The organism is Sporosarcina sp. JAI121 (genome assembly GCF_013408665.1).
GTDB lineage: Bacteria > Bacillota > Bacilli > Bacillales_A > Planococcaceae > Sporosarcina.
In genome coordinates this window covers 1,872,548-1,894,638 of record NZ_JACCCL010000001.1, presented here as the reverse complement: position 1 = coordinate 1,894,638, position 22,091 = coordinate 1,872,548, and the positions used below count along the sequence as shown (strand labels likewise).

Here is a 22,091-nt window from a genome sequence, read left to right as displayed (position 1 = left end):
AACTAGATTCTAACATACGGAGGGATAGTTTTGATTCCAAATATGAATGTATATAAAGAACGATGGGGAATCGACAGTGACGATTCGATTAAACCTGGTTTGAAAGCAGTGAAAGAAGCGCTTGCTGAGATAGGCAATCCTGAAGTGAAAGTTGACGTCATTCATGTAGCAGGGACGAACGGAAAAGGTTCGACGATTGCGTTTATGGAAGCAATTTTAAAGGAACATGGTTTTTCGACGGGGGTCTTCTCTTCGCCAGCAATTATCGATCTGCACGATCAGATACGCATCAATGGCGAAGCGGTAACGAAAGTGGAATTGGATAAATCATTCCGTGCAATGAAAGAAGCAGGTTTAAGCGGGAAGTTGACGGATTTTGAACTGCTGACCGTTGCAGCTTTTGTCACTTTCGGAAGGCTGGCACCCGATTACGTATTACTGGAAACAGGGATGGGTGGAAAGTTGGACAGTACCAATGTTGTAATACCGCTCGTATCAGTTATTACTTCAATTGCGCTCGATCATACTGCATTTCTTGGAACAACGATATCAGAAGTGGCAGGGCATAAAGCGGGCATCATAAAAAAGGGGATTCCCGTCGTCATCGGATCTTTACCTGACGAAGCGATTCATGTCGTGCGGAATATTTCAAATCAACAAGACAGTCCGTTGTTCATGTACGGAGAACAGTTTGTCCTGAACAATAATGACTTTAGCGGAACGAATAAATTCCACTTGGGAGAGCGAAAGATGAAAGGGGCGCATCAAGGCGAAAACGCAGCGGTTGCAATTCAATCTCTTTTAACAGCGGGGATTCCACTCATGGAGGACTTAGTAGCTAAAGCGATTTCTACAGCCCAGCTTGCCTATCGTTTCCATGAAATTTCGCCTGGTGTTTATGTGGACGGGGCTCATAACCCAGCCGCCGCAAAAGTTCTTGCCGATACAATCCGATTTGAATTTCCTGGTGAAAAAGTTGACTTCGTCATCGGGATGCTAAAAGGAAAAGATATCGAAAAAACACTTGATGAGCTTGTTCCGGTAGCCGCATCATTCACATTCCTGACGTTTTCCCATCCTCAAGCGGCTACAGGGGAACAGTTAATGGAATATTGCCATCATAGAGATAAAAGGGTGACAAATTGGGAAAGTGAGTCTATAATACTAGGTGTGGAAGCGGATAAAAAGAAAATAGTCACAGGTTCGCTCTATTTGATTTCAGGTCTTATGAACTCAAAAAGGATATGACACCTTACTTTATTTTTGGATAATAGTGACAAATGTTGATTGGTTTGATAAAGTTTTCACTAAGATCTTTCTTTTCTGACTTACTCATTTGGGAGTGGATTTTGTTATGAAGGCTGCAAATAGATCCACTATACGTTACTTCTTTTTGTGGTTATTTATTGTTCCACCGGGCGTGTTCTATGTATATATGAACTATCCGCCCGTGCAGGTGAACTGGATGTATGCGGCTGTTTTTACATTGTTCGGTTTTTTGACAGTCTATTATCCGATAGTGAGAAATGGCACTCCGGTTTTCCTAGTCTTATGGGTGACAGTGCCTGTATTTTTACTGTACGGTCTTTTTGTTGAAATGATCATTATGCAAATCTCAATCTTTGCACTCCTATTTTCATTGCCAAGTAAGATGCCATTCATGCAACGCTTTTTCATAAACTCCATCATCTATTTTTTATTGTCGATTATCGCGGCTATTGTTTTTGATATCGTTGGCGGTGAAATCGGATCGCTTGAATTTTGGTCTGTTATCTTTGCTGTATTTTGCTATCAATTTGTCCATACCTTTTTCAATGACATTTTGTTGAAGTTATATACAACTTATAAAAAAATCGATTCACCGTTTTTTTCAAAAGATTTATGGGTCGATTATGCCATGATCCTTGTCATGCTACCTTTGTCACTTTCGTTATATTACTTATTGCAGTTTGTGGGGGCGGGTACTTTCCTATTACTCGGTATCCCATTCTTCTTTATTTCATTAGTCATTCGCCTCTATAATAATTCGGAAAAAGTAAATGACAATTTGCAGCAAGTGGGTGATATCGGTCACGGTCTAGCAGGACTCTTGACGGAAAACGAAGTGATTGACCAGTTTGTCGAAAAAGTTGCGGATTTGTTTGAAGCGGAATTTGTGTATCTTTTTGACAATAAAGATGGTTGGCTTGAACTTGTCCGTTCTTTCGAGCAGGGAAAATACATCAACCTCGATTTAGCCCATTTGTCTTCCGGGCAAGGAATTGCTGGATTGGTTCTCCAGCAGAATAAGCCTGCTATCTATTCGGAAAGGGAAGAGTGGAAAGCGATTTCAAAAGATTATTCCCCCGATGAAATGCAAAGCGTGCTATGCGTCCCTATTTCGAGAAATCAGAAAATTGAAGCGGTTATGCTATTAGCCTCAGAAAAGAAGTCATCATTTGCAGATTATCAGTTGAATATATTGGACTTGTTATGTTCATATTTCACGGTTTCAGTTGAAAAAGCACGGTACATGCAAGAGGCAGTTATGAGAAGTGAACGATGTGCACTAACAAAACTTTATAATTATAGGTATCTTGAGGAACAATTAGCTTATGAAATGGACAGGCTGAAAAACAATGCCATTGATAATCTTTCCGTCGTGATGCTCGACATCGATCATTTCAAAAAAGTAAATGATCGATATGGACATCAAAGCGGTAACGATATTCTATCTCAGTTCGCAAAAAAACTTGAATCTGCGGTTCCGGTAGGTGGGACACTTGGCCGTTACGGGGGAGAAGAGTTCGTCTATATTTTGCCTGGAATGTCGAAAGAGGATGCAGTTGAATTTGCGGAAAATCTGCGTGCTGAAATCGGTGGACATAGTTTTGAGATTCTCCCGGATCTAGACAGCAATAGACATCCGCTTATCGTCCTCATTACATCCAGTATCGGTGTATCCTCGGCGCCTGCGGATACGGATGATGCGATGACATTGCTACGCAATGCGGACCGCGCGCTCTATTTAGGGGCTAAACAAGCGGGGCGGAACAGGGTTGCGGAATATGTAAAGTGAATAGGGTGAGGGGGAAGAGAAATGGTAATAACTAAAAGGCAAAAGTACATTATATTCATCATTTGGTTATTCGTTCTTCCTTCAGGCCTCCTTTTAGCCTACAATCTTTTCCCTGCGTTAAAAATTGATTGGTTGAATCTTGCTGTTCTATTCGCACTTTTAGTAGTGACGATGACGATGCCATTAAAATTGAACAACATGTCAGTTTCGTTGGAACGTTGGATTACCTTTACTGCGTTCTTTCAATACGGTGTATTTGTGGAGTTGCTTTTCACGCAGATTGCGATGTTCATTTTACTTTTTACTAGAAAATCGGATCTGCCGCCCATGTATCGTTTTTGTGTGAACTCACTGATCTTCACTCTTGTCTCATTGGTAAGTGGTGCTTTTTTTCATTATGCAGGCGGAGTCATCGGGACGTCGGATTTCATGAACTTGATACTATTCGGGCTTCTTTATGCCATCAGTTATTCGGTCATAAATAGCGCAATTATGCAACTCTATTTATATTTCGAAACAGGTATGTTAACTGTAAAAGAAAAATACATTGTTTGGGATTTTGCCGTTACAATGCTATTGTTCCCTTTCAGTATCGCCCTTTATTTTTTGAGTGATTTATTTGGAAATAAAGCAATTCTCTTAATCGGTATTCCATTTCTTCTCGTTTTATTAATCGTGAGAAGGTACAACCAATCTAACAATATGAATGATAAGTTATATTCAGCGAGTATTATCGGGCATGAGCTTGCAGATCGGATCGGCTTTGAAGACGTTATCAGAACTTTCATCAAGGAATTGAAAAATGTTGTGCCTTATGAAAGTGCATATGTGCTGGATTTAAGGGCTGGGGAGCATTTGATCACGTTGATGGGGTCTGAGGACGGCATTCTTACTAAAGACATTAGCGGGCTTTCATTCAACCCAAAAAAGTCTGAGGATGATGGATTAAATATGGATAGACCAAAAATATATTCAACGAAAAAAGAAGCGAGTGAACTTAAACACTTCAAGTTCACAGGGCAGTTGGGAAGCATTATGACAGCTCCCATTAAACGGAATCAGAAAACAGAAGGGTTCCTCATTTTGACGTCCAAACAGAAAAACGGATTTCAAGCACTTGAAATGAAAATTGTCGATGTGTTGACAGGTTACTTTGCCATATCGTTGGTCAAAGCACGCTACTATGAGAAAACAGTTGAGCAAAGTGAACGATGTGGTTTAACCAAATTACATAACTTTCGCTATCTTGACGCAAAATTAGACGAAGAAATTATCCGTTTCCATACGGGCGAAATTACAGCCCTTACCTTACTTATGATGGATATTGATCATTTCAAAGTCATTAATGATACATATGGACATCAGTGTGGAAATGATTTGCTTGTTGCACTAGCTAAACTTCTCGAAACCTTCGTGCCTGAAGAGGCTACATTGGCGCGTTTCGGCGGGGAAGAATTTGTCATCGCACTGCCCAATTATAATAAAAATGAAACGGTTCGGCTCGCAGAAAAGATTAGAAAAGAAGTGGCGTTTTCCGCGTTTCGTATCAAGCCGGATTTAACTGAAAAAAGGGAGCCTATCGATGTTCACATGACGGTTAGCATCGGGGTTGCGAGTGTACCGGAAGATTCCGGAGACGCAAAAGAACTACTGCGCAATGCTGATCGAGCACTATACATTGGCGGAAAGCAGGCTGGTAGGAATAGGGTTGGTGTTTACGGAAAGGAATATGTTGAGACTTTATAAAGGCGAAATATTAATTATCATCATTTTATAATTTAATTTTTAAGTAAAGGCCGGGAAACCGGTCTTTTTTCTATCTTTCTGCCCTTTACTATATTAATCTCGTGACAATCTAATTAGATTCTATGATAATAGTAATAAATAGGAGACGAGACAATCACAACTGAATTTCAATAGGATAAACATTCCAGTTTGTAAAGCGTATTAATTGTAGCCAAGTTAGGAGGGGTCTAATGTTAAAATATGTTATTCTGCTAGCGGTCGCAATTCTAGTTTTTCCTATACTCATTTTTATTGTTCGACGAAAAAGGTTAGGGAATTGGATTATCTTCGGTGCTCTTGCTGGATTATTTATTTCTATTATAGGGCTTCTCATGCAAGGGGCATTTAATCCTCTACATGTAGTACTGGTCATGTTCGGGCTTGCATTTGCGATAGCGGTTTTATTGGATAGGCAGCCTCGACAAGTTGAAGAAGATAAGATGAAAAGGCAGAAAATGGATAGATTACCCACAACGCTTGAACCTTATCGGGAAGACACTAGTAATGAAGTTGCGTCGTCATTGGAAATAGAAGAGGATTTTACAATTCAACAAAGTGAAATCCGCAAAGAAAAGGGGCGTCCAGGTGGGGAATAAAGGATTTTTAAATACATTTATAACGGTCTTGGCTGCGACGCTCGTTTTTTACGGCTTTTCTTCTGTCGGCGCTCTTGCTATCTCGAGTGTGACATCGAAAAACTTTGAAGACCAAACTTATATTGGACCATTTGATGTTTCACGACAAAAAGAACAAGCAGTCAAAGAAAAACTTGCTTCCGACTTCACTTCACTCCAAGAGGACGTAGCCGTCGATTTGACATATCAGGACGTTACTGTTGAATTACCGGCTGAAACAGTCACTTATGATGTGGATAAAACGGTTCAACAAGCGAATTCAGGAAAAGAGAACTTGATTGTAGCGACAGTATCGATCGATGGTCTGCGAACGGTACTGACACAGCAGTTCCCAACGATCGATTTCAGTGAAGAAAGTATTCAATCCATCGCATCCGGAGTCGAAATGGAGTTGGGGACAGGAATTATGCCGCTATCTGTCCATATTACCGACTACTCGGACTTCACAGAGGCGGAGATCGCATCTTCGGCCATTGATGCTGAGGGACTGTCGGTTTCTGCTAAGGATTTAATTACTTCATTGAACGGTATGGAAATTGAACCTTTTGCGACATTTTCATTATTTGATTTCATCCGAAATAATGAAATCGGCCATGTTTCTGATGAACAATTGACAGTATTGGCCACTGTTCTGTACACAACGATTTTGCAAACAAATTTTGTGGTGGATGAGAGGAATATCGGCAATATATTAGTACCAAGTGCAAAGCCGGGTTTTGAAGCTGCGATCAATGAGGAAATCGGGCTTAATTTCATTTTCACGAACCCGAATAAGTCAACATTCACTTTGCATACCGCATATACAGACGGAACGATTCATTCGTCAATTACGGGGATGCCTTTGCTCTATTCCTATGAACCTTATATTGGACAGATAGAAACCTTCGAGCCAAAGACAGTCCAGCAATTCAGCGCATTCGTGCCCTATGGACAAGTACAAGTTGCCGATGAAGGACGAAAGGGGATGGAAGTAGACGTCCATCGAACCGTTTCGTATGAAGGAGCGGTAGTACTAGATGAACTGATTTCATCGGATTTTTATGCTCCAAGCCCTAAAACTGAAATCCTACCATTAAAAAAGGATACAACCGAAACTACTAATGATGTAAATGAAGAAACAACGGATGGGAAAACAGACGGCGAAACGGTTGATTCACAAGGAAATCCAATCCCTTCTAGTTCAAGCGGTTCGAATAATGGATCGAGCACTTCAAGTGGAAAAAATCCGTCTAACGTGCAAGGCGGAGGAAATACGGAAGAAGATGAAGAACCCGTCCAGTATGATAAAGGCGGAAATGTCATTGAGTAAGCGATTGAACGAAAGGCGGGAACAGCATGGCGACTACACGCAAACGACTTGGCGACCTGCTCGTTGAGTCCGGTCTACTGACAGATGAACAACTACAAACGACGTTGAATGAAAAGCCGCGTGATCAGAAACTCGGCGATTCACTGCTCCAACATGGTTTCATTACGGAACAGCAACTGATCGAAGTGTTGGAGTTTCAACTCGGAATTCCGCACGTCAATTTATTCAGATATCCTTTTGATCCGAAACTATTCAATGTCGTACCGAAAGAATTCGCCAAACGAAACCTGATAGTTCCGTTGAAAGCGGAAGGAGACAGGCTTTTTGTAGCGATGTCCGATCCGATGGATTATATTACGGTCGACGATTTACGGTTGTCGACCGGTTTTCAAATAGAAACTGCCATTGCATCTAAAGATGATATTATGCGCACCATCTCGAAGTATTACGATGAAGAGTCGTTCGACGAGTTGTTCATCGAGCAAACGCCCGAACAGCTGGAGCAGCAAGATGAGTTGACCGATTTGGACTCGCCCATCGTCCGGCTTGTCAATCAACTCATGTCTTCCGCTATCACGCAAAAAGCCAGTGATATTCATTTTGATCCCCAGGAACATCAGGTCGCCATACGTTTCCGGATTGACGGCATGTTGAAGTCAGAACGTTTTTTGCCGAAGTATATGCAAGCGATGGTCAGCGCACGGATTAAAATCATGGCGAATCTCGATATAACGGAACATCGGATACCACAGGACGGCCGCATCAAGACAAATGTGGATTTCCGCCCGATCGATCTTCGTGTTTCCACACTCCCGACAGTCTATGGTGAAAAAATCGTCATGCGGATCCTGGATCTCAGCAGTTCGTTAAATGATTTGACGAAACTCGGTTTTAACAGGCTGAATTTGGAACGGTTCCTTGAACAAATCGAAAAGCCCAGTGGCATCGTACTAATTTCCGGGCCTACGGGATCGGGGAAGTCATCGACGCTTTACGCCGCGCTTAATAAATTGAATAAAGAAGAAGTGAACATCATTACGGTTGAAGATCCGGTTGAATATCAGCTCGAAGGGGTAAACCAAATACAAGTCAATCCAAATGTTGGATTGACGTTTGCAGCAGGACTCAGATCAATCTTGAGGCAAGATCCCGATATTGTCATGGTCGGGGAAATTCGGGATCGTGAAACGGTTGAAATTGCTATCAGGGCATCACTGACAGGACATTTGGTCCTCAGTACGATTCATACAAATGATTCAATCGCTACTATTACTAGAATGCTGGATATGGGGGTTGAACCGTTTCTCGTAACGTCATCGCTAAATGCGGTTATCGCCCAACGACTTATCCGTCGGGTGTGCCGGGATTGCGGCCGGGAAATGGACGCGACAAATCGCGAAGTCGAAATTTTTGAAAAGCGCGGCATTTCGATAGAGAAAGTGATGAGGGGGTCGGGCTGTGCGGTGTGCAATATGACTGGCTATCGCGGAAGGATCGCTATCCATGAAGTGCTCGTTTTGGACGACGAAATGCGGGAAGTTATTAATACCGGCCGTTCGTCAGCGGCTTTACGGGAAATTGCAACTCGCAATAAGACTGTGTTTTTAATGGATGACGGTTTATTGAAAGTGAAACAAGGGATCACGACGACAGAAGAAGTGTTGCGCGTCGCATTGATCGAATAGGAGTTTTGTGAATGAAACAGAAAATTGATGAACTGCTTAGGAAAGCGTATGAATATAATGCTTCAGATGTCCATCTTACGGTCGGCGTACCACCGATATTCAGGGTTCATGGGGATTTGAAGCGGTACGGAGAATTGAGTATTGATAATCATTTTACTGAAACGGTTGCACAATTGACAGTTCCGCATAAGATGTATGCGGATTTCATGGAACACGGTCAAATCGATTATTCCTATGAAGTTCCGGGAGCGGCGCGATTTCGTGTTAATGCATTTCAGCAGCGCGGTTCCGTGTCGCTCGCTTTCCGAACGATTCCAACAAAAATCCCTACGATAGATGACTTACAATTGCCTGAAACGTTGAAGACGTTGGCGGAGACGACTCAAGGACTTATTCTTGTGACAGGTCCAACGGGGTCAGGTAAATCTACGACGCTAGCAGCGATGATCAAGTATATGAATGAAACGATGCGCAAGCATATCATTACGCTCGAAGATCCGATTGAGTATATGCATTCGCATGGAACATCGATCATTGATCAGCGGGAAGTCGGATTCGATACGGCTTCATTTACGTCAGGGTTACGCGCAGCACTGCGGCAAGATCCTGATGTTATCCTTGTCGGGGAAATGCGTGACTTGGAAACGATTTCGACAGCGATAACTGCGGCGGAAACAGGTCATCTCGTCCTTGCAACGCTCCATACATGGAGTGCAGCATCGACAATCGATCGGATCATTGATGTATTTCCGCATGGACAGCAGTCTCAAATCCGTGTGCAACTTGCCGGTGTCTTGACGTCCGTTATTTCGCAGAGGTTATTTCGAACAGCGGACCGAAAAGGGAGAAGGGCGGCAACGGAATTGATGATCAACAATTCTGCAATCGCAAACTTGATAAGAACCGAGAAAGTCCATCAGATTCCATCTATCATTCAGACAAATCGTGCTTCAGGGATGCATATGATGGAATCATCCGTCCGTAGCTTCTTTGATCAAGGAATCATTTCTTATGATACCGCCATGCAATACTTGGGCGGTGATGAATAACGATGGCGCGCTTCAAATATGAAGGTCGCGATGCAAAATCAATCCGATCTGGCGTGATTGTGGCGGCGGACAAGCGAGAAGCCGCCATAAAACTGAAAAGCCAGGGAATCCGTGTGACGAACATAACTGTTCAAGCAGAAACTGCATTGACAAAAGAAATCGTCATCGGAAAACCTGTGAAACGAGAACATTTCATCATGTTCCTCCGTCAATTCTCAACGCTTCTCAGAGCTGGCGTTACAATTATCGATGCAATCCGGATACTGTCACTGCAAATCGAGTCGAAACCGTTTAAAAAAATACTTATTACGATAAACGATGATTTACGTGGAGGCGGTTCATTATCAACGGCGTTTGCAAAACATCCGAAAGCGTTCGAACCGATCGTTGTGAATATGATCCGAGCCGGAGAAATGTCCGGGACAATCGATGACTCGCTAGACCGACTCGCCGATCACTTCGAAAAATCGCATCAGTTGAGACAGAAAGTTGTATCGGCCATGTCCTATCCACTGATCGTGGCTGTTTTAGCAATCGGAGTCGTCATCTTTTTACTGACGACAATCGTTCCTATGTTTGTTGATATGTTTGCCAGTTTCGGAGGCGAGTTGCCTTGGATAACACGTTTCGTTATGAACGCAAGCCATTTCGTGACTGCTTATTGGTACTTGCTAGTTTTATTCGCAGTGATTGTCGTGGTTGGGATTTGGATGATGAGACGTAATATAGAAGGCAAACTTCTATTGGACACCTTCCTTTTGAGGATGCCGATATTTGGCGACATCATGAAGAAGTCCGTTCTCGCGACAATGACGCGAACGTTAAGTTCGTTATTCGCAAGCTCCGTCCCTATTTTACAAGCGATGTCGATGACGGAAAAGGTAGTGGAAAACGAAGTTATTTCCAGGGTGATTGCAAAATCGAGAGATTCATTGGAACGTGGCGGATCGTTGACGGAGCCAATGAACGGACATTGGGCATTTCCGCCTTTGATTCCACATATGATTGCTATTGGTGAGCAAACAGGGTCATTGGACGCGATGTTGGCGAAGGTTGCTGATTTCTACGAGAAAGAAGTGGAGGCCGCGACAGATCGTCTGAAAGCGTTGATCGAACCTTTAATGATTGTGCTATTAGCTGGATTAGTCGGGACTATAGTCCTTGCGATTATGATGCCGATGTTTGAGATATTTAATAACATAGACTAAATGTAAGGGGTAAATTCAATAATTAGGGAAAATATTACGGTTATTCATGATTTACTAGTTTCATATTTTGCATTAATAGGTATAATTAAGATGTAAGTGTAATAAGAAGATGAAAAAGGAGGAAATACACATGAAGAAATTTTTACAGAAACGATTGGGGAATGAAAAAGGTTTGACGTTGGTCGAGCTATTGGCGGTTATTGTTATTTTGGGGATTATTGCGGCGATTGCGATTCCTTCGATTGGTAATGTTGTTCAGAGTTCAAGAGAGAAAGCAGTTATCGTCGATGCCCAAAACGTTTTGGCGGCAGGGAATTTGTATTTCTTGGAAAATACCGATAAAACATCAGCAACTCTATCTTCAGGTGCGGGAGATAGTCTGATTCCTGTTTATGTAGATAATCAAGGAACATTAAGTTCTGCAACAGTGAATAAAACATCTAATGGTGCTACCACTATTAGTTTTACGGGTAGTGCAGGTAATAAAACAATCACTGTTACTAATGCATCTAAGACTGACCTAAGTAATAAAGAAATATATAAGGAGTTTAAATAAGTGAATAGAAATGATTAAATAATATTAAACAAGCAAATTGAAAACCTCAAGGAGCTGTTCTCATGTCCATATTCACCCGCCGCAAGCGCACGGAATCCATGACAATTGAAGAAGATGCAGTCCGGTTTGTCCGGCTGAAATCCATTGATCCGCTCGTTATCGATGTTGCGGAGGAATTTTTACTTCCTTCGAACGTCGTTGTCGACGGGAAGATTATCGATTCGGAAACGCTTGCGACGATTTTGGACGGGGCTATCGGACAGTGGGGAATCTCCAAACGATCCGTCCAATTCCTCGCCCCGGATCAATACGTCATTATCCGCAAAGTTCCATACCCCGACGATATTATGACAGATGAATTGAAAGGTCATTTCTTCATCGAAATCGGCTCGACGCTTTATCTGCCTTTCGATGATCCCGTCTTCGATGTCGTGTCATACATACCGAATACCGAAACGAACGAGGCCATTATCATCGCCTCAAAAGAAAGTGTCCTCGACCGTTATGAAGAAGTTTTGAAAGATGTTAAGCTCAATCCAATAAAGGCGGACATTACGCCGCTTGCATTGTATCGACTTGTGTACCAACAGCATTCGTTCACTGGGGACGAGCATATTCTGTTGGCCGACCTGAAACTTGGTAAACTGACGGTTTCTATTTTTCATCAACATTACCCGCTCTTTATGCGTCCGGTCGATTTGGAAAACATGACAGATATGTCCGTCGTCAAAGATGTGAATGGAGAAACGGGTATTGTCACGCCATCGACCATTGTGATGGAGCTCGAGAAAATCATCAATTTTTACCGTTATAATATGGGAAATGGAGCGGCTTCCATTACACACATTCTTGTGAATGGGGAGTACTCCCGAATGGACGAGTTAGTAGCCATCATCACTGACCGGCTCAACGTTAAAACGGATGTAGTGGTGAAGCAGCCCATGCAACTGGCGACCGGTGAAGAAGTACCAGCACGTTTCAACCGGATAATCGGGTTGGCATTGAAAGAGGTGTAGGCATGTTAGTCGATATCAATCTATTGCCTGAAAAAGAGAGGGATAGATCACAGCTTCTCATCGCTGCACTGGCTATTATCGGTGCGGCTGTTCTTTTGTGGCTTATTTTATTCATGCTATCAAATGCCCTTGAAAATGAGACGGAAACGCTTGAAGGTCAGCTCGTTTCACTTCAGGCAAGCCAGGAAGAAATCCGTTCTGAACTCCAGCAATTCGAATTTGGTGATGAGAAGAAATTACTTGTTGCAACTGTAGGCTGGGCGGAAGGGTACCAGTTTGATACTGTTCCTTTGTTGCATGAACTTATTAATCTATTACCGGCACGCGGGTTTTTCCACTCATTCGATTTTACGGGCCCCAATTTGGCGACAGTCACTGTCCAATTCGATACAAAACAGGACAGCGCCTATTATTTCACGAGATTGAAGATGTCTCCAACCGTTTCCGAAATCCATCTTGATTCGGTGGTTGTCGATGATTCGGGGGAGGATGTCAGCGATTCAGCTAAGGTTCTGCCGCGTTATTTGGCTACGTATTCACTCCAGTTCGTTGATAATCGGATTGTTGCGGAAGGGACTGCGGAAACAACCGAAGAAAATGGAGATGTGCCGACTACGGATGAAGGGGATGAAACGAATGACTGATTTGACAAAACGTCAAAAGGAAATTGCCCTTGTCGTCCTGTCCGTTTTGCTCTTCATCGCAATTGGCGTTTATTCATATTTTATGGTGTATATGCCCGCCAAAGAAGCAAATGATCAAGTGAAGATGACCACCTCGAACGAACGGGATGTGTTATTTGCACTTCGTAAACAGGCGGCAGCCCAAGGCAGGACCGATACCGCTAGCTCACAGCCGTTGCAACGCAAAGTCCCAACCAAGCCGTTGGAAGACGCCGTGCTGCTCCAACTTGGTAAAGCGGAAATTAAGTCAGGCATTACCATACGGGACGTATCGTTTTCGCAAGGGGAATTCATCATCGCAAACCCACCCGAAATGGTTGAAAACGTCAACCAGCTGTTAACAGAAGTGGTTCTTCAAGCCGATTCATACATAGAAGTCGAAAAGTTCGTAGATGAAATCGAGAAGATGGAACGGGTTTTTATCATGGATTCGATAAACTTCACCATGCCTACGGAAATACGTGAGCAGGAATCGGCAAAAGAGCTTGTTGAGATGACGGTGTCGTTTTCAGCTTTCTATCGCCCCGATTTAACAAGTCTGCAGCATGAAGCGCCGAAGATCGATGCACCTCCTCCTAGTGAAAAAATAGATCCCACCCCATTCAATGAAGTACAGAAAGCGGGGGTATCCAAATGACGATCACCATTACAATCCTGTTCTTTATTTACGGTATCGTTTTCGGATCATTCTTCAACGTCGTCGGATTGCGTGTCCCCAAAAAAGAATCTATCGTATCACCGTCTTCCCATTGCCCGACATGTGACCGGAAACTGGGGATTCTTGACCTAGTACCGGTTTTATCCTATCTAATCTTAAAAGGGAAGTGCAGGGGTTGCGGCTCTCAAATCAGCCCGATCTATCCATTTATGGAATTCGTGACGGGGGTTTTGTTTGCGTTATCGTTTTACGTTCTAGGTTTTAGCGGAGAACTTATCGTCGCAATATTGTTCATGTCGCTTCTTGTCATCATTACAGTATCCGATATTGCGTATATGCTGATCCCCGACAAAGTGCTGTTGCCGTTCGCTATAGCCTTGTTCGTCGCCCGGTTGTTCATCCCGCTGTCGCCATGGTGGGATAGCGTAGCAGGTGCACTAGTGGGCTTCGGGATCCTTTTCCTCATTGCTGTCGTGTCGAAAGGGGGCATGGGAGGCGGAGACATCAAATTATTCTTCGTCATTGGTCTCGTGCTTGGCACGTTGAATTCGCTTGTGACGCTGTTTTTGGCCGCACTCATCGGGTCCGTCGTCGGTATCGTGTTTTTGAAAAAGACTGGCAAAGGACGAAAGACGCCAATCCCGTTTGGGCCTTCAATTGCATTCGCTGCTGTTATCGCCTATTTTTGGGGAGCCGATTTTGTCAGTTGGTATGGAAACCTGTTTAGTTAAGTCGATAAGTTTATTGGAACAAGGCGACAAACGTCTTGTTCTTTTTCATGTCCACTCTGATACGGTTGTATTAAAACGTAGGCGCTCAGGCGCTGAAGCGTGATAAAAAACGGGGTGGTCAGCAATGAAATTCGGAAAACGCTATTCGAAGGTGACAGTCTTCATGGCAATGCTTCACGGCGTCCTTATAGGTGTCGCGGCAGTTGCGGTGATCGGATTACTGCTAGCCGGGTCAAAAGGGAAAGACAATGACGACAAGACGGAAAAAGAAACTGCTACATCCGGTCCGGCGCCTGTTGAAACGACTGCGCCGGCTTCTGAAAAACCGTTACAATTATTTGCGAAACAGCATGGAGCATTTTCTTCAGCGGAATCCGCGACCTTGTTTATTGCAGAAGATCCATCGCTTACGAAAGCGGCAGTCATCCATGGGAATGATAAATTCTACGTCTGGACAGCTGTCGGCTTGGCTGAAAATGAGGTGGTTACGAATGCGGCTGAAGGGACATACCTGAAGGCTTTCAAGGTAGAGACCTCGGCCTGCGGAGCGATTGGAGCGGGGAAATTGGATGAAGTGCTTGCACAGACGGAAATGGCCAAAATTAAAAATTTGATTGAAGGGAAAGAGGATGCAAAAACGAAAGAATTTCATAAGAAAATTGCCGCCATTACGGCCTATTCAAAGGATTTACAAGTAGTGAGATTGCATCTCCTGTCCCATTATTCACAGAAGGATAAGTGTATTAAAATTACATTTTAAAAGCGAAATATAGGTCAAATTTAAATTATGGGGATTTTTAAACAATTTTCAGATTTCCTTTTTTCCAGTATGATTGGGCAAAGGGGGAATTACTAATGAAATTTATGATTAATAAACCGGTTATTCTAGCTTCAGCTTCACCAAGGAGGAAGGAGATCCTGAATTTATTAGGCTTTCCATTCAGAGTTGTACCTAGTAATGTGTCTGAAGTGATGGACGTAGAAAATGGCGATTTTAAAGAATATGCACGAAAACTTGCTGCATTGAAAACGAGTGCGGTTGCTGATGATGAACCTGGTTCAATTGTTATTGGCGCGGATACGATTGTTGTTCATGAAGGGAAACTGTATTCAAAACCTGAAAGTAAAGAACAGGCGACAGCATTTTTGAAGGAACTTTCAGGGGAGACGCATACAGTCATTACGGGCGTTGGTTTATCTATCGACGGAGTGATACGCACTTTTTCTGTCGAAACGAAAGTTACTTTCCGTCAGCTGGACGATGTATTGATTGATGCATATGTTGAGTCGGGTGACCCGATGGACAAGGCCGGTGGTTATGGCATTCAAACGGCCGGGTCTTTGCTTGTCGAAAAAATTGACGGTGATTATTACAATGTCATGGGATTGCCCATTTCTAAGTTGACGGAACATATGCGAAGGCTTGGTTTGATGGCATTGAAGGTTGGTGATCCCTACATTGACTTTTGATCTTGAGCCGAAAATGATGATCCGTGATGTACATATAGCGGACAGGCCGCGTGAGCGTCTAATCAGACAAGGCGCGGATAGTTTATCCAATCAAGAGCTAATCGCAATCCTGCTGAGGACGGGCACGAAACAAGAATCGGTGCTCGTTCTAGCCAACCGGATACTCTCCTCTTTCGATAAAATTCAGGACTTGAAATATGCTACGATTGAGGAAATGATGCAGGTAAAAGGGGTTGGCAAAGCGAAGGCTGTTCAGTTACTTGCAGCCGCTGAAATAGGCAAGCGACTGTACAGGAAGCATTCCGAGGGTCGCTACACAATAAGGTCGCCGGAAGACGCGGCGGCCTATTTAATGACCGACATGTCTTCGCTCAACCAGGAACATTTTGTTGTTCTGTTTTTAAACGTCAAAAACGAAGTGCTTCATAAACAGACTATTTTCATAGGCAGTTTGAACTCTAGCATCGTACATCCGCGCGAGATTTTTCGGGAGGCGGTAAAGCGGTCCGCAGCCTCCATCATCGCGGCACATAATCATCCTAGTGGCAATCCCTCACCTTCGCCGGAGGATATTGAAGTGACGAAGCGATTAATGGAAGCGGGATCGATTATGGGCATCGAAGTAATCGATCATATCATCATTGGAGACCACAAGTTTCTCAGTCTTAAAGAGAAGGGATACATGTGAATATATTCTGATATTATCGGTCGAATGGCACGAAATAAGAATGAGGGTACATGTTACACTGTAAATTTATACTTCTATCCGTTATACTATGGTGTATGATTTCATGAATGCCGTAATTAACGGTTAAGGAGAAAGGAAGAACACAATTGTTTGGACTTGGATCAAGAGATGTCGGGATTGACCTCGGCACAGCAAATACATTAGTTTTTATCAAAGGTAAGGGGATTGTCCTCAGAGAGCCTTCAGTAGTAGCGAAAAATACACATACAGGTGAAATTGTCGCAGTCGGAAGCGCTGCAAGAAATATGATAGGTCGTACGCCTGGATCTATCGTTGCGACACGCCCGATGAAAGATGGCGTCATCGCTGATTTTGAAATTACAACAGCAATGATCGAACATTATTTGAAGGAAGCAACAAAGGTGTCAGGCGGAGCTTGGAAAAAGCCTAACGCCCTTATTTGTGTGCCTTACGGGATTACATCAGTTGAACAACGCGCAGTTATTGATGCGTCACGTCAAGCCGGTGCGAAAGAAGCATTTACAATCGAAGAACCGTTTGCGGCAGCAATCGGTGCAAATCTGCCTGTCTGGGAACCTACTGGTAGCATGGTCGTCGATATAGGTGGCGGAACGACGGAAGTTGCAGTCATTTCACTCGGCGGCATCGTAACAAGCGAATCAATCCGTGTCGGTGGAGACACGATGGACGGCGCGATTATCAGTTATATCCGAAAAACGTATAACTTGACGATTGGTGAACGGACTGCAGAAGCCATCAAAATTGAAATTGGGTCTGCAAAAGTGACTGAAGAAACGGAGAAGATGGAAATACGTGGACGCGATCTTTTGACAGGTCTGCCGAAAACAATCGAAATCTCTTCGGACGAAATCGCGGATGCATTGCGCGAATCGATTTTACAAATCATCGATGGCGTCAAAAAGACGCTTGAAACGACACCGCCTGAATTATCTTCGGATGTCATGGAACGCGGAATTGTTTTGACGGGCGGCGGAGCTCTACTCCAAAATCTGGAAAAAGTCATTTCCGACGAAACGAATATGCCTGTTTTCATAGCTGAAGATCCACTTGATTGTGTGGCAATCGGTACAGGTAAAGCACTGGATAATTTTGAACTGATCAAAAAGATGCAAGGTAGATAAGTGAGGGAGGATAAGGGCAATGCCGCGATTTTTTTCAAATAAACGTTTGATTTTACTGCTAGTGGGCGTCATCGTCCTAGTGGCATTAATTTCATTCTCCCTCAAAGACCGGCAGAATGCCTCCCTTCCAGAACAAGTTGTGAAAGACGTCGTCGGTTTCGGGCAATCGTTATTCTCGAAGCCGGCGCATTACATAACGAACCTCATTGGGAATGTTGATGGGATTTTGAATACATATGAAGAAAACAAACATTTAAAAGTGAGATTAAGTGAATACGCTTCTGGGCAAGCGGAACTGACCGATATTAAGTCAGAAAATAAACGTCTACTCGAACTTCTCGGCAAGAAAGACGATTTGCGTGCTTTCGCCCCGGTACAGGCAACAGTCATCTCCCGTAATCCGGATCAATGGGAGGAGAAAATCATCATTGATAAAGGTGAAGAACACGGCATAAAGAAAAATATGGCAGTCGTAACAGCTGGCGGATTGATCGGTAAAATTGTACTCGTTACGCCTTTCACTTCTACAGTTGAACTCTTATCGACAGAAAACCGCAATTTTCGTGTAGCTGCTGTCATTTCAGGTGAAAAGACATTTGGACTCATCGAAGGGTATGACCGGAAACGCAGTGAACTTATCATGAAACGAATCGACTCCAGTTTTGAAGTGAAAGTCGGTCAGAAAGTCATCTCATCCGGGCTCGGCGGTATTTTTCCGAAAGGGCTTTTGATTGGGGAAGTGACAGAAGTATCGACAGATGATTATGGATTGACGAAGTTGGCATATATCCGTCCAGCCGCAGAGTTCTCGATGCTGGATCACGTTATCATTGCAAAGCGCTCATCAACTAGCGTTGATGGGACGGACGGAGAAGGCACTGCGGATACTGAGGGGGAGGAAGGATCATGATCCGGTCCATCATCCCTCTTATTGCCGTGTTTCTGTTTTTCTTGGAGCCAGTGTTCAGTTTGTTTTCGCCGATTGATATAGGCGGTGATGGTTATACGCTTGTCCCACGGTTTGTCATCGTGTATCTTATCTTTATAGCAGTCTATTACAGCCGTCAGCGTGCAATTGTTTACGGAATTATTCTCGGACTCTTGTATGATATGTATCATATTGATATTATTGGACTATACGCGTTCCTATATCCCTTAATTTGTTATATCGCTACCTTGATTATTCGCCAAATCCATCGTCATATTGTCACGGTGATGTTCTTGGCGCTATTCCTGGTTATGATTCTTGAACTATTATCATACTTTTTTGCAAGTCTTATTTCATTGACATCAATCGGACTGGATGAATTCATCGCAGCCAGGCTTGTACCGACGATTATCGCCAATTCAATTTTCGTCGGAATGTTCGGCTGGTTATTCAAAAACCTTATATACAAAAGAGTAGTACAGCGACAAGGCGAAACTTTGTAAAAGAAAATGCGGGGTGACGCAAATGACGAAACAGCAATATGTAACAATAAAAGGGACAAAGGAAGGTCTTGTTCTTCGGCTTGACGACAAATGCGCTTACTCGGAAATGATTGCCGAACTCCGTAGAAAAGTTGAAGATGACGGTTTGGAAGGGCTTGCGGAAGTGCAAATCCATACAGGTAGCCGCTATTGTAATGAGGAAGAATTAAAGGAAATCATGAACACGATTCATGGCTCCCCGAATTTACGTGTCTCGAAAATCCAAAGTGATGTCATCACGATGGAAGAATGCAACAGAAAAGTGCTTGAAAACCAATCCGAAACCTATATCGGCATCGTGCGATCGGGCCAGGTCGTGAAAGCGGAAGGGGATCTGGTTGTTGTCGGGGATGTGAATCCTAATGGCCGCGTCGTAGCTGCCGGCAGCATTTATGTTCTCGGCAGGTTGAAAGGGATCGCCCACGCCGGTTCGAATGGCAATACGAAGGCTGTCATTGCTGCATCGTGGCTTGAAGCAACTCATCTAATTATTGCGGACAAAATGGAAACGATGACGGATGAATTGACGATATTGTCTGAACAACCAGAGATGGAATGCGCTTATTTGCATCCGAACGGCTTCATCGCCATTGATCGTCTGCAGGAACTCCGGATACTTCGGCCGGGTCTGTCATCATTCAAAGGAGGAAGCTAGTGTGGGAGAAGCAATCGTAATAACATCTGGTAAAGGCGGCGTCGGCAAGACGACGACATCTGCAAACCTTGGAACCGCATTGGCCCTGCAAGGTAAAAAAGTGTGTCTGATCGACACGGATATCGGCCTTCGGAATCTTGACGTCATTCTCGGTCTGGAAAATCGTATTATCTACGATCTTGTCGATGTCATAGAAGGCCGCTGTAAAGTTCAGCAGGCGCTTGTAAAAGATAAACGTTTTGATGACGGGCTCTTTTTATTGCCGGCTGCACAAACAACGGATAAGAATGCTGTCAATCCTGAACAGATGAAAACATTGATCACCGAACTGAAGAGGGATTACGATTATATATTGATTGACTGTCCTGCCGGAATCGAACAAGGCTTCAAAAATGCCATATCGGGTGCTGATCGTGCAATCGTTGTCACGACTCCTGAAATATCGGCCGTTCGGGACGCCGATCGTATCATCGGATTGTTGGAAAATGAAGACATCGAACCGCCGAAACTGATCATCAATCGCATCAGACGTCATCTCATGAATAATGGGGATTCGCTCGACGTCAATGACATCACAACACACTTGTCGATTGATTTGCTTGGTATCATTCTCGACGATGAAAACGTTATTTCATCCTCCAATAAGGGAGAACCGGTCGTCATGGATCCATCGAACCCCGCCGCAATCGGCTACCGCAACATCGCACGCCGTATCCTTGGCGAATCCGTACCGCTCATGTCGGTCGACAAGGGCAAAACCGGATTCTTCGGTAAGCTGAAAGCTATATTCTCGAGGTAACCTAGACCCCCGACACATATTCAGTGTCGGGGGTTTTTGTGAGATTTTTGAGGTATCAGCTTGTGAAACGCAAATTGACATCACGTTTCTAAAGTCGTGATTATATTCCAAGAGTCGGTTTTACAGCCTTAATTCACAAAAATCCAACCTAGCCCAAAATATTCCCGCCACCTCCGTCATATACTAAAAAAAACGGGTGGTGTTTCCAGGTTGAAATGGAGAACAAAATGGATGATGGCAGTAGTGCTGACGCTCAGCGTGATTGGTGTGGCGAAACTGGAAGATAGAGGCGTCATCAAAGAACCTATAACACAATACGTCACATCGGGTAAAGATTTCATAGCGATGAAGAAATGGGTGGCGACAATGATTAATGAATCCGCACCGGACAAAATCGCGGTCATGGGAGATTCACAACAGCTAGCGCCCTTCTCAGCATACGAATCGATGCAGCCATACAAAGATGGAGTAATAGTTTCCTACACGAAACCGCTGGCGATTGACGCAACACAGAATGGGCTTGTCATCTTTACAGGATTTACACGCGAATCCGGCAAGACGATTGCTGTGTTGTATGACGACGGTGACGAAGTGACGTACGGATATGTCGGGAAGTTTGCTAAACTGCCTTACACGACTGTGAAAAAAGGGGACACGCTAGCACTGATGGACGAAGGGGCGATTTATCTCAAGGTGAAACGTGATGGAGTGAAACTTGACGCTTCGTTATTGCCTACTTATCTCTCTGGCGGGGAACAATGAAATTCAGGCTCCATCCCGTTCTCCTGCCTTTTTTCATATTTCTCATCGTCACCGGAAGTATTTCGGTTTATGCAATCATTTTTTTATCACTTCTTATCCATGAGGCGGGTCACCTCATCGCTGCCTATCTCACGGGAATGCGTATCCGATCGTGTACAATCATGCCGTATGGCGGAGAGATTGTTATAAAAGACCGTCATTCCGCGCCTAAAAAAGACCGTATCATCGTTGCGCTTAGCGGACCACTGGCGACGCTTGCATTACTCTTGGCCGGGATGACTATTTCGTTCCCGGGTGACGATTTGGTCGTCCGGATCCAGGTGGCATTGCTGTTACTTAACTTACTGCCTGTTTTGCCGCTCGACGGTGGACAGGCAATCTGTGCCCTGCTTGAGAAGGAAGGTTCCGAATATCGTACAAGGTCGTTCTATTTACTTCATTCCATCATCTTCATTTCCGTAGTTGTTATCCTGTTGTTTTCCGCTATTCCTGACACACTGCCTTACATACTGCTCGCATTATTCCTCTTGTTCCAAAATATTTCCGTATTCCGTTTCCGAAAATATGAAAAAGCATTTGCTGATATGAAATTAAATAGATTGACGTAACTGAATATACGTGGTAATATTCAACTGTTAATGTTTGTAGCACCCGTGCTACAACCGCACTGATAAGGTACAAGTATCCGTACGGATCACCTTGGAAGGCGAG

23 protein-coding genes and 1 other annotated feature (1 of these 24 cut by a window edge) are annotated in these 22,091 nt (G+C 43.7%); all 23 genes read left to right on the top strand.

Features of this window, described 5'->3' with window-relative positions; all coding sequences use genetic code 11:
• The first annotated feature begins 30 nt into the window (after nt 1-30).
• The 23 genes from HDC33_RS08915 (at nt 31) to HDC33_RS08805 (ending at nt 21,988) form a co-directional block, all read left to right on the top strand.
• On the top strand, nt 31-1,248 hold the full coding sequence (locus HDC33_RS08915) for a bifunctional folylpolyglutamate synthase/dihydrofolate synthase (protein WP_179392098.1): 1,218 nt from the start codon (nt 31-33) through the stop codon (nt 1,246-1,248).
• Nucleotides 1,249-1,354: 106 nt separating this feature from the next.
• On the top strand, nt 1,355-3,058 hold the full coding sequence (locus HDC33_RS08910; RefSeq protein WP_179392097.1) for a sensor domain-containing diguanylate cyclase: 1,704 nt from the start codon (nt 1,355-1,357) through the stop codon (nt 3,056-3,058).
• Between the two features lie 21 nt (nt 3,059-3,079).
• A complete protein-coding gene (locus tag HDC33_RS08905) occupies nt 3,080-4,804 on the top strand; it encodes a GGDEF domain-containing protein (protein WP_179392096.1) in 1,725 nt (574 codons plus the stop codon).
• A 230-nt stretch (nt 4,805-5,034) separates the two neighbouring features.
• Complete coding sequence (locus HDC33_RS08900) at nt 5,035-5,439, top strand: hypothetical protein (RefSeq protein WP_179392095.1); 405 nt, start codon at nt 5,035-5,037, stop codon at nt 5,437-5,439.
• A complete protein-coding gene (locus tag HDC33_RS16820; RefSeq protein WP_179392094.1) occupies nt 5,429-6,787 on the top strand; it encodes a VanW family protein in 1,359 nt (452 codons plus the stop codon). The genes HDC33_RS08900 and HDC33_RS16820 overlap by 11 nt, the downstream gene beginning before the upstream one ends.
• A gap of 26 nt (nt 6,788-6,813) precedes the next feature.
• Complete coding sequence (locus HDC33_RS08890) at nt 6,814-8,472, top strand: GspE/PulE family protein (RefSeq protein ID WP_179392093.1); 1,659 nt, start codon at nt 6,814-6,816, stop codon at nt 8,470-8,472.
• Nucleotides 8,473-8,483: 11 nt separating this feature from the next.
• Complete coding sequence (locus tag HDC33_RS08885; RefSeq protein WP_179392092.1) at nt 8,484-9,521, top strand: type IV pilus twitching motility protein PilT; 1,038 nt, start codon at nt 8,484-8,486, stop codon at nt 9,519-9,521.
• Nucleotides 9,522-9,523: 2 nt separating this feature from the next.
• Nucleotides 9,524-10,729: a type II secretion system F family protein gene (locus HDC33_RS08880; RefSeq protein WP_179392091.1), complete on the top strand. Its 1,206-nt coding sequence runs from the start codon at nt 9,524-9,526 to the stop codon at nt 10,727-10,729.
• Nucleotides 10,730-10,859: 130 nt separating this feature from the next.
• The gene (locus HDC33_RS08875; protein ID WP_179392090.1) at nt 10,860-11,285 is read left to right on the top strand and encodes a prepilin-type N-terminal cleavage/methylation domain-containing protein; all 426 of its coding nucleotides are present in this window, start codon (nt 10,860-10,862) and stop codon (nt 11,283-11,285) included.
• 62 nt (nt 11,286-11,347) lie between these two features.
• Entirely contained in the window at nt 11,348-12,301 is a 954-nt protein-coding gene (pilM, locus tag HDC33_RS08870) for a type IV pilus biogenesis protein PilM (protein ID WP_179392089.1), read from the top strand.
• A gap of 2 nt (nt 12,302-12,303) precedes the next feature.
• Nucleotides 12,304-12,945 (top strand): fimbrial assembly protein, encoded by a 642-nt coding sequence (locus HDC33_RS08865; protein ID WP_179392088.1) that lies wholly within the window; start codon nt 12,304-12,306, stop codon nt 12,943-12,945.
• Nucleotides 12,938-13,621, top strand: a complete 684-nt coding sequence (locus HDC33_RS08860) for a hypothetical protein (protein WP_179392087.1) — start codon at nt 12,938-12,940, stop codon at nt 13,619-13,621. The genes HDC33_RS08865 and HDC33_RS08860 overlap by 8 nt, the downstream gene beginning before the upstream one ends.
• Nucleotides 13,618-14,373 carry a prepilin peptidase gene (locus HDC33_RS08855; protein WP_179392086.1) on the top strand — a complete coding sequence of 252 codons (756 nt, stop codon included), beginning with the start codon at nt 13,618-13,620 and terminating at the stop codon, nt 14,371-14,373. The genes HDC33_RS08860 and HDC33_RS08855 overlap by 4 nt, the downstream gene beginning before the upstream one ends.
• A gap of 124 nt (nt 14,374-14,497) precedes the next feature.
• On the top strand, nt 14,498-15,133 hold the full coding sequence (locus HDC33_RS08850) for a hypothetical protein (protein ID WP_179392085.1): 636 nt from the start codon (nt 14,498-14,500) through the stop codon (nt 15,131-15,133).
• 95 nt (nt 15,134-15,228) lie between these two features.
• Nucleotides 15,229-15,843, top strand: coding sequence for a Maf family protein (locus HDC33_RS08845; protein WP_255457324.1), 615 nt, complete (start codon nt 15,229-15,231; stop codon nt 15,841-15,843).
• Between the two features lie 16 nt (nt 15,844-15,859).
• The gene (gene radC / locus HDC33_RS08840; protein ID WP_179392698.1) at nt 15,860-16,531 is read left to right on the top strand and encodes a RadC family protein; all 672 of its coding nucleotides are present in this window, start codon (nt 15,860-15,862) and stop codon (nt 16,529-16,531) included.
• A 146-nt stretch (nt 16,532-16,677) separates the two neighbouring features.
• Entirely contained in the window at nt 16,678-17,694 is a 1,017-nt protein-coding gene (locus HDC33_RS08835; RefSeq protein WP_179392084.1) for a rod shape-determining protein, read from the top strand.
• 19 nt (nt 17,695-17,713) lie between these two features.
• Entirely contained in the window at nt 17,714-18,604 is an 891-nt protein-coding gene (mreC, locus tag HDC33_RS08830; RefSeq protein WP_179392083.1) for a rod shape-determining protein MreC, read from the top strand.
• A complete protein-coding gene (gene mreD, locus HDC33_RS08825) occupies nt 18,601-19,125 on the top strand; it encodes a rod shape-determining protein MreD (protein WP_179392082.1) in 525 nt (174 codons plus the stop codon). The genes mreC and mreD overlap by 4 nt, the downstream gene beginning before the upstream one ends.
• Before the next feature lie 22 nt (nt 19,126-19,147).
• Complete coding sequence (gene minC, locus HDC33_RS08820; RefSeq protein ID WP_179392081.1) at nt 19,148-19,819, top strand: septum site-determining protein MinC; 672 nt, start codon at nt 19,148-19,150, stop codon at nt 19,817-19,819.
• A 1-nt stretch (nt 19,820) separates the two neighbouring features.
• Entirely contained in the window at nt 19,821-20,618 is a 798-nt protein-coding gene (gene minD / locus HDC33_RS08815; protein WP_179392080.1) for a septum site-determining protein MinD, read from the top strand.
• Between the two features lie 210 nt (nt 20,619-20,828).
• The gene (locus HDC33_RS08810; RefSeq protein WP_179392079.1) at nt 20,829-21,380 is read left to right on the top strand and encodes a M23 family metallopeptidase; all 552 of its coding nucleotides are present in this window, start codon (nt 20,829-20,831) and stop codon (nt 21,378-21,380) included.
• Nucleotides 21,377-21,988 (top strand): site-2 protease family protein, encoded by a 612-nt coding sequence (locus tag HDC33_RS08805; protein WP_179392078.1) that lies wholly within the window; start codon nt 21,377-21,379, stop codon nt 21,986-21,988. The genes HDC33_RS08810 and HDC33_RS08805 overlap by 4 nt, the downstream gene beginning before the upstream one ends.
• A 42-nt stretch (nt 21,989-22,030) precedes the next feature.
• Nucleotides 22,031-22,091, top strand: a sequence feature (ribosomal protein L21 leader region); it runs 13 nt beyond the window's last position.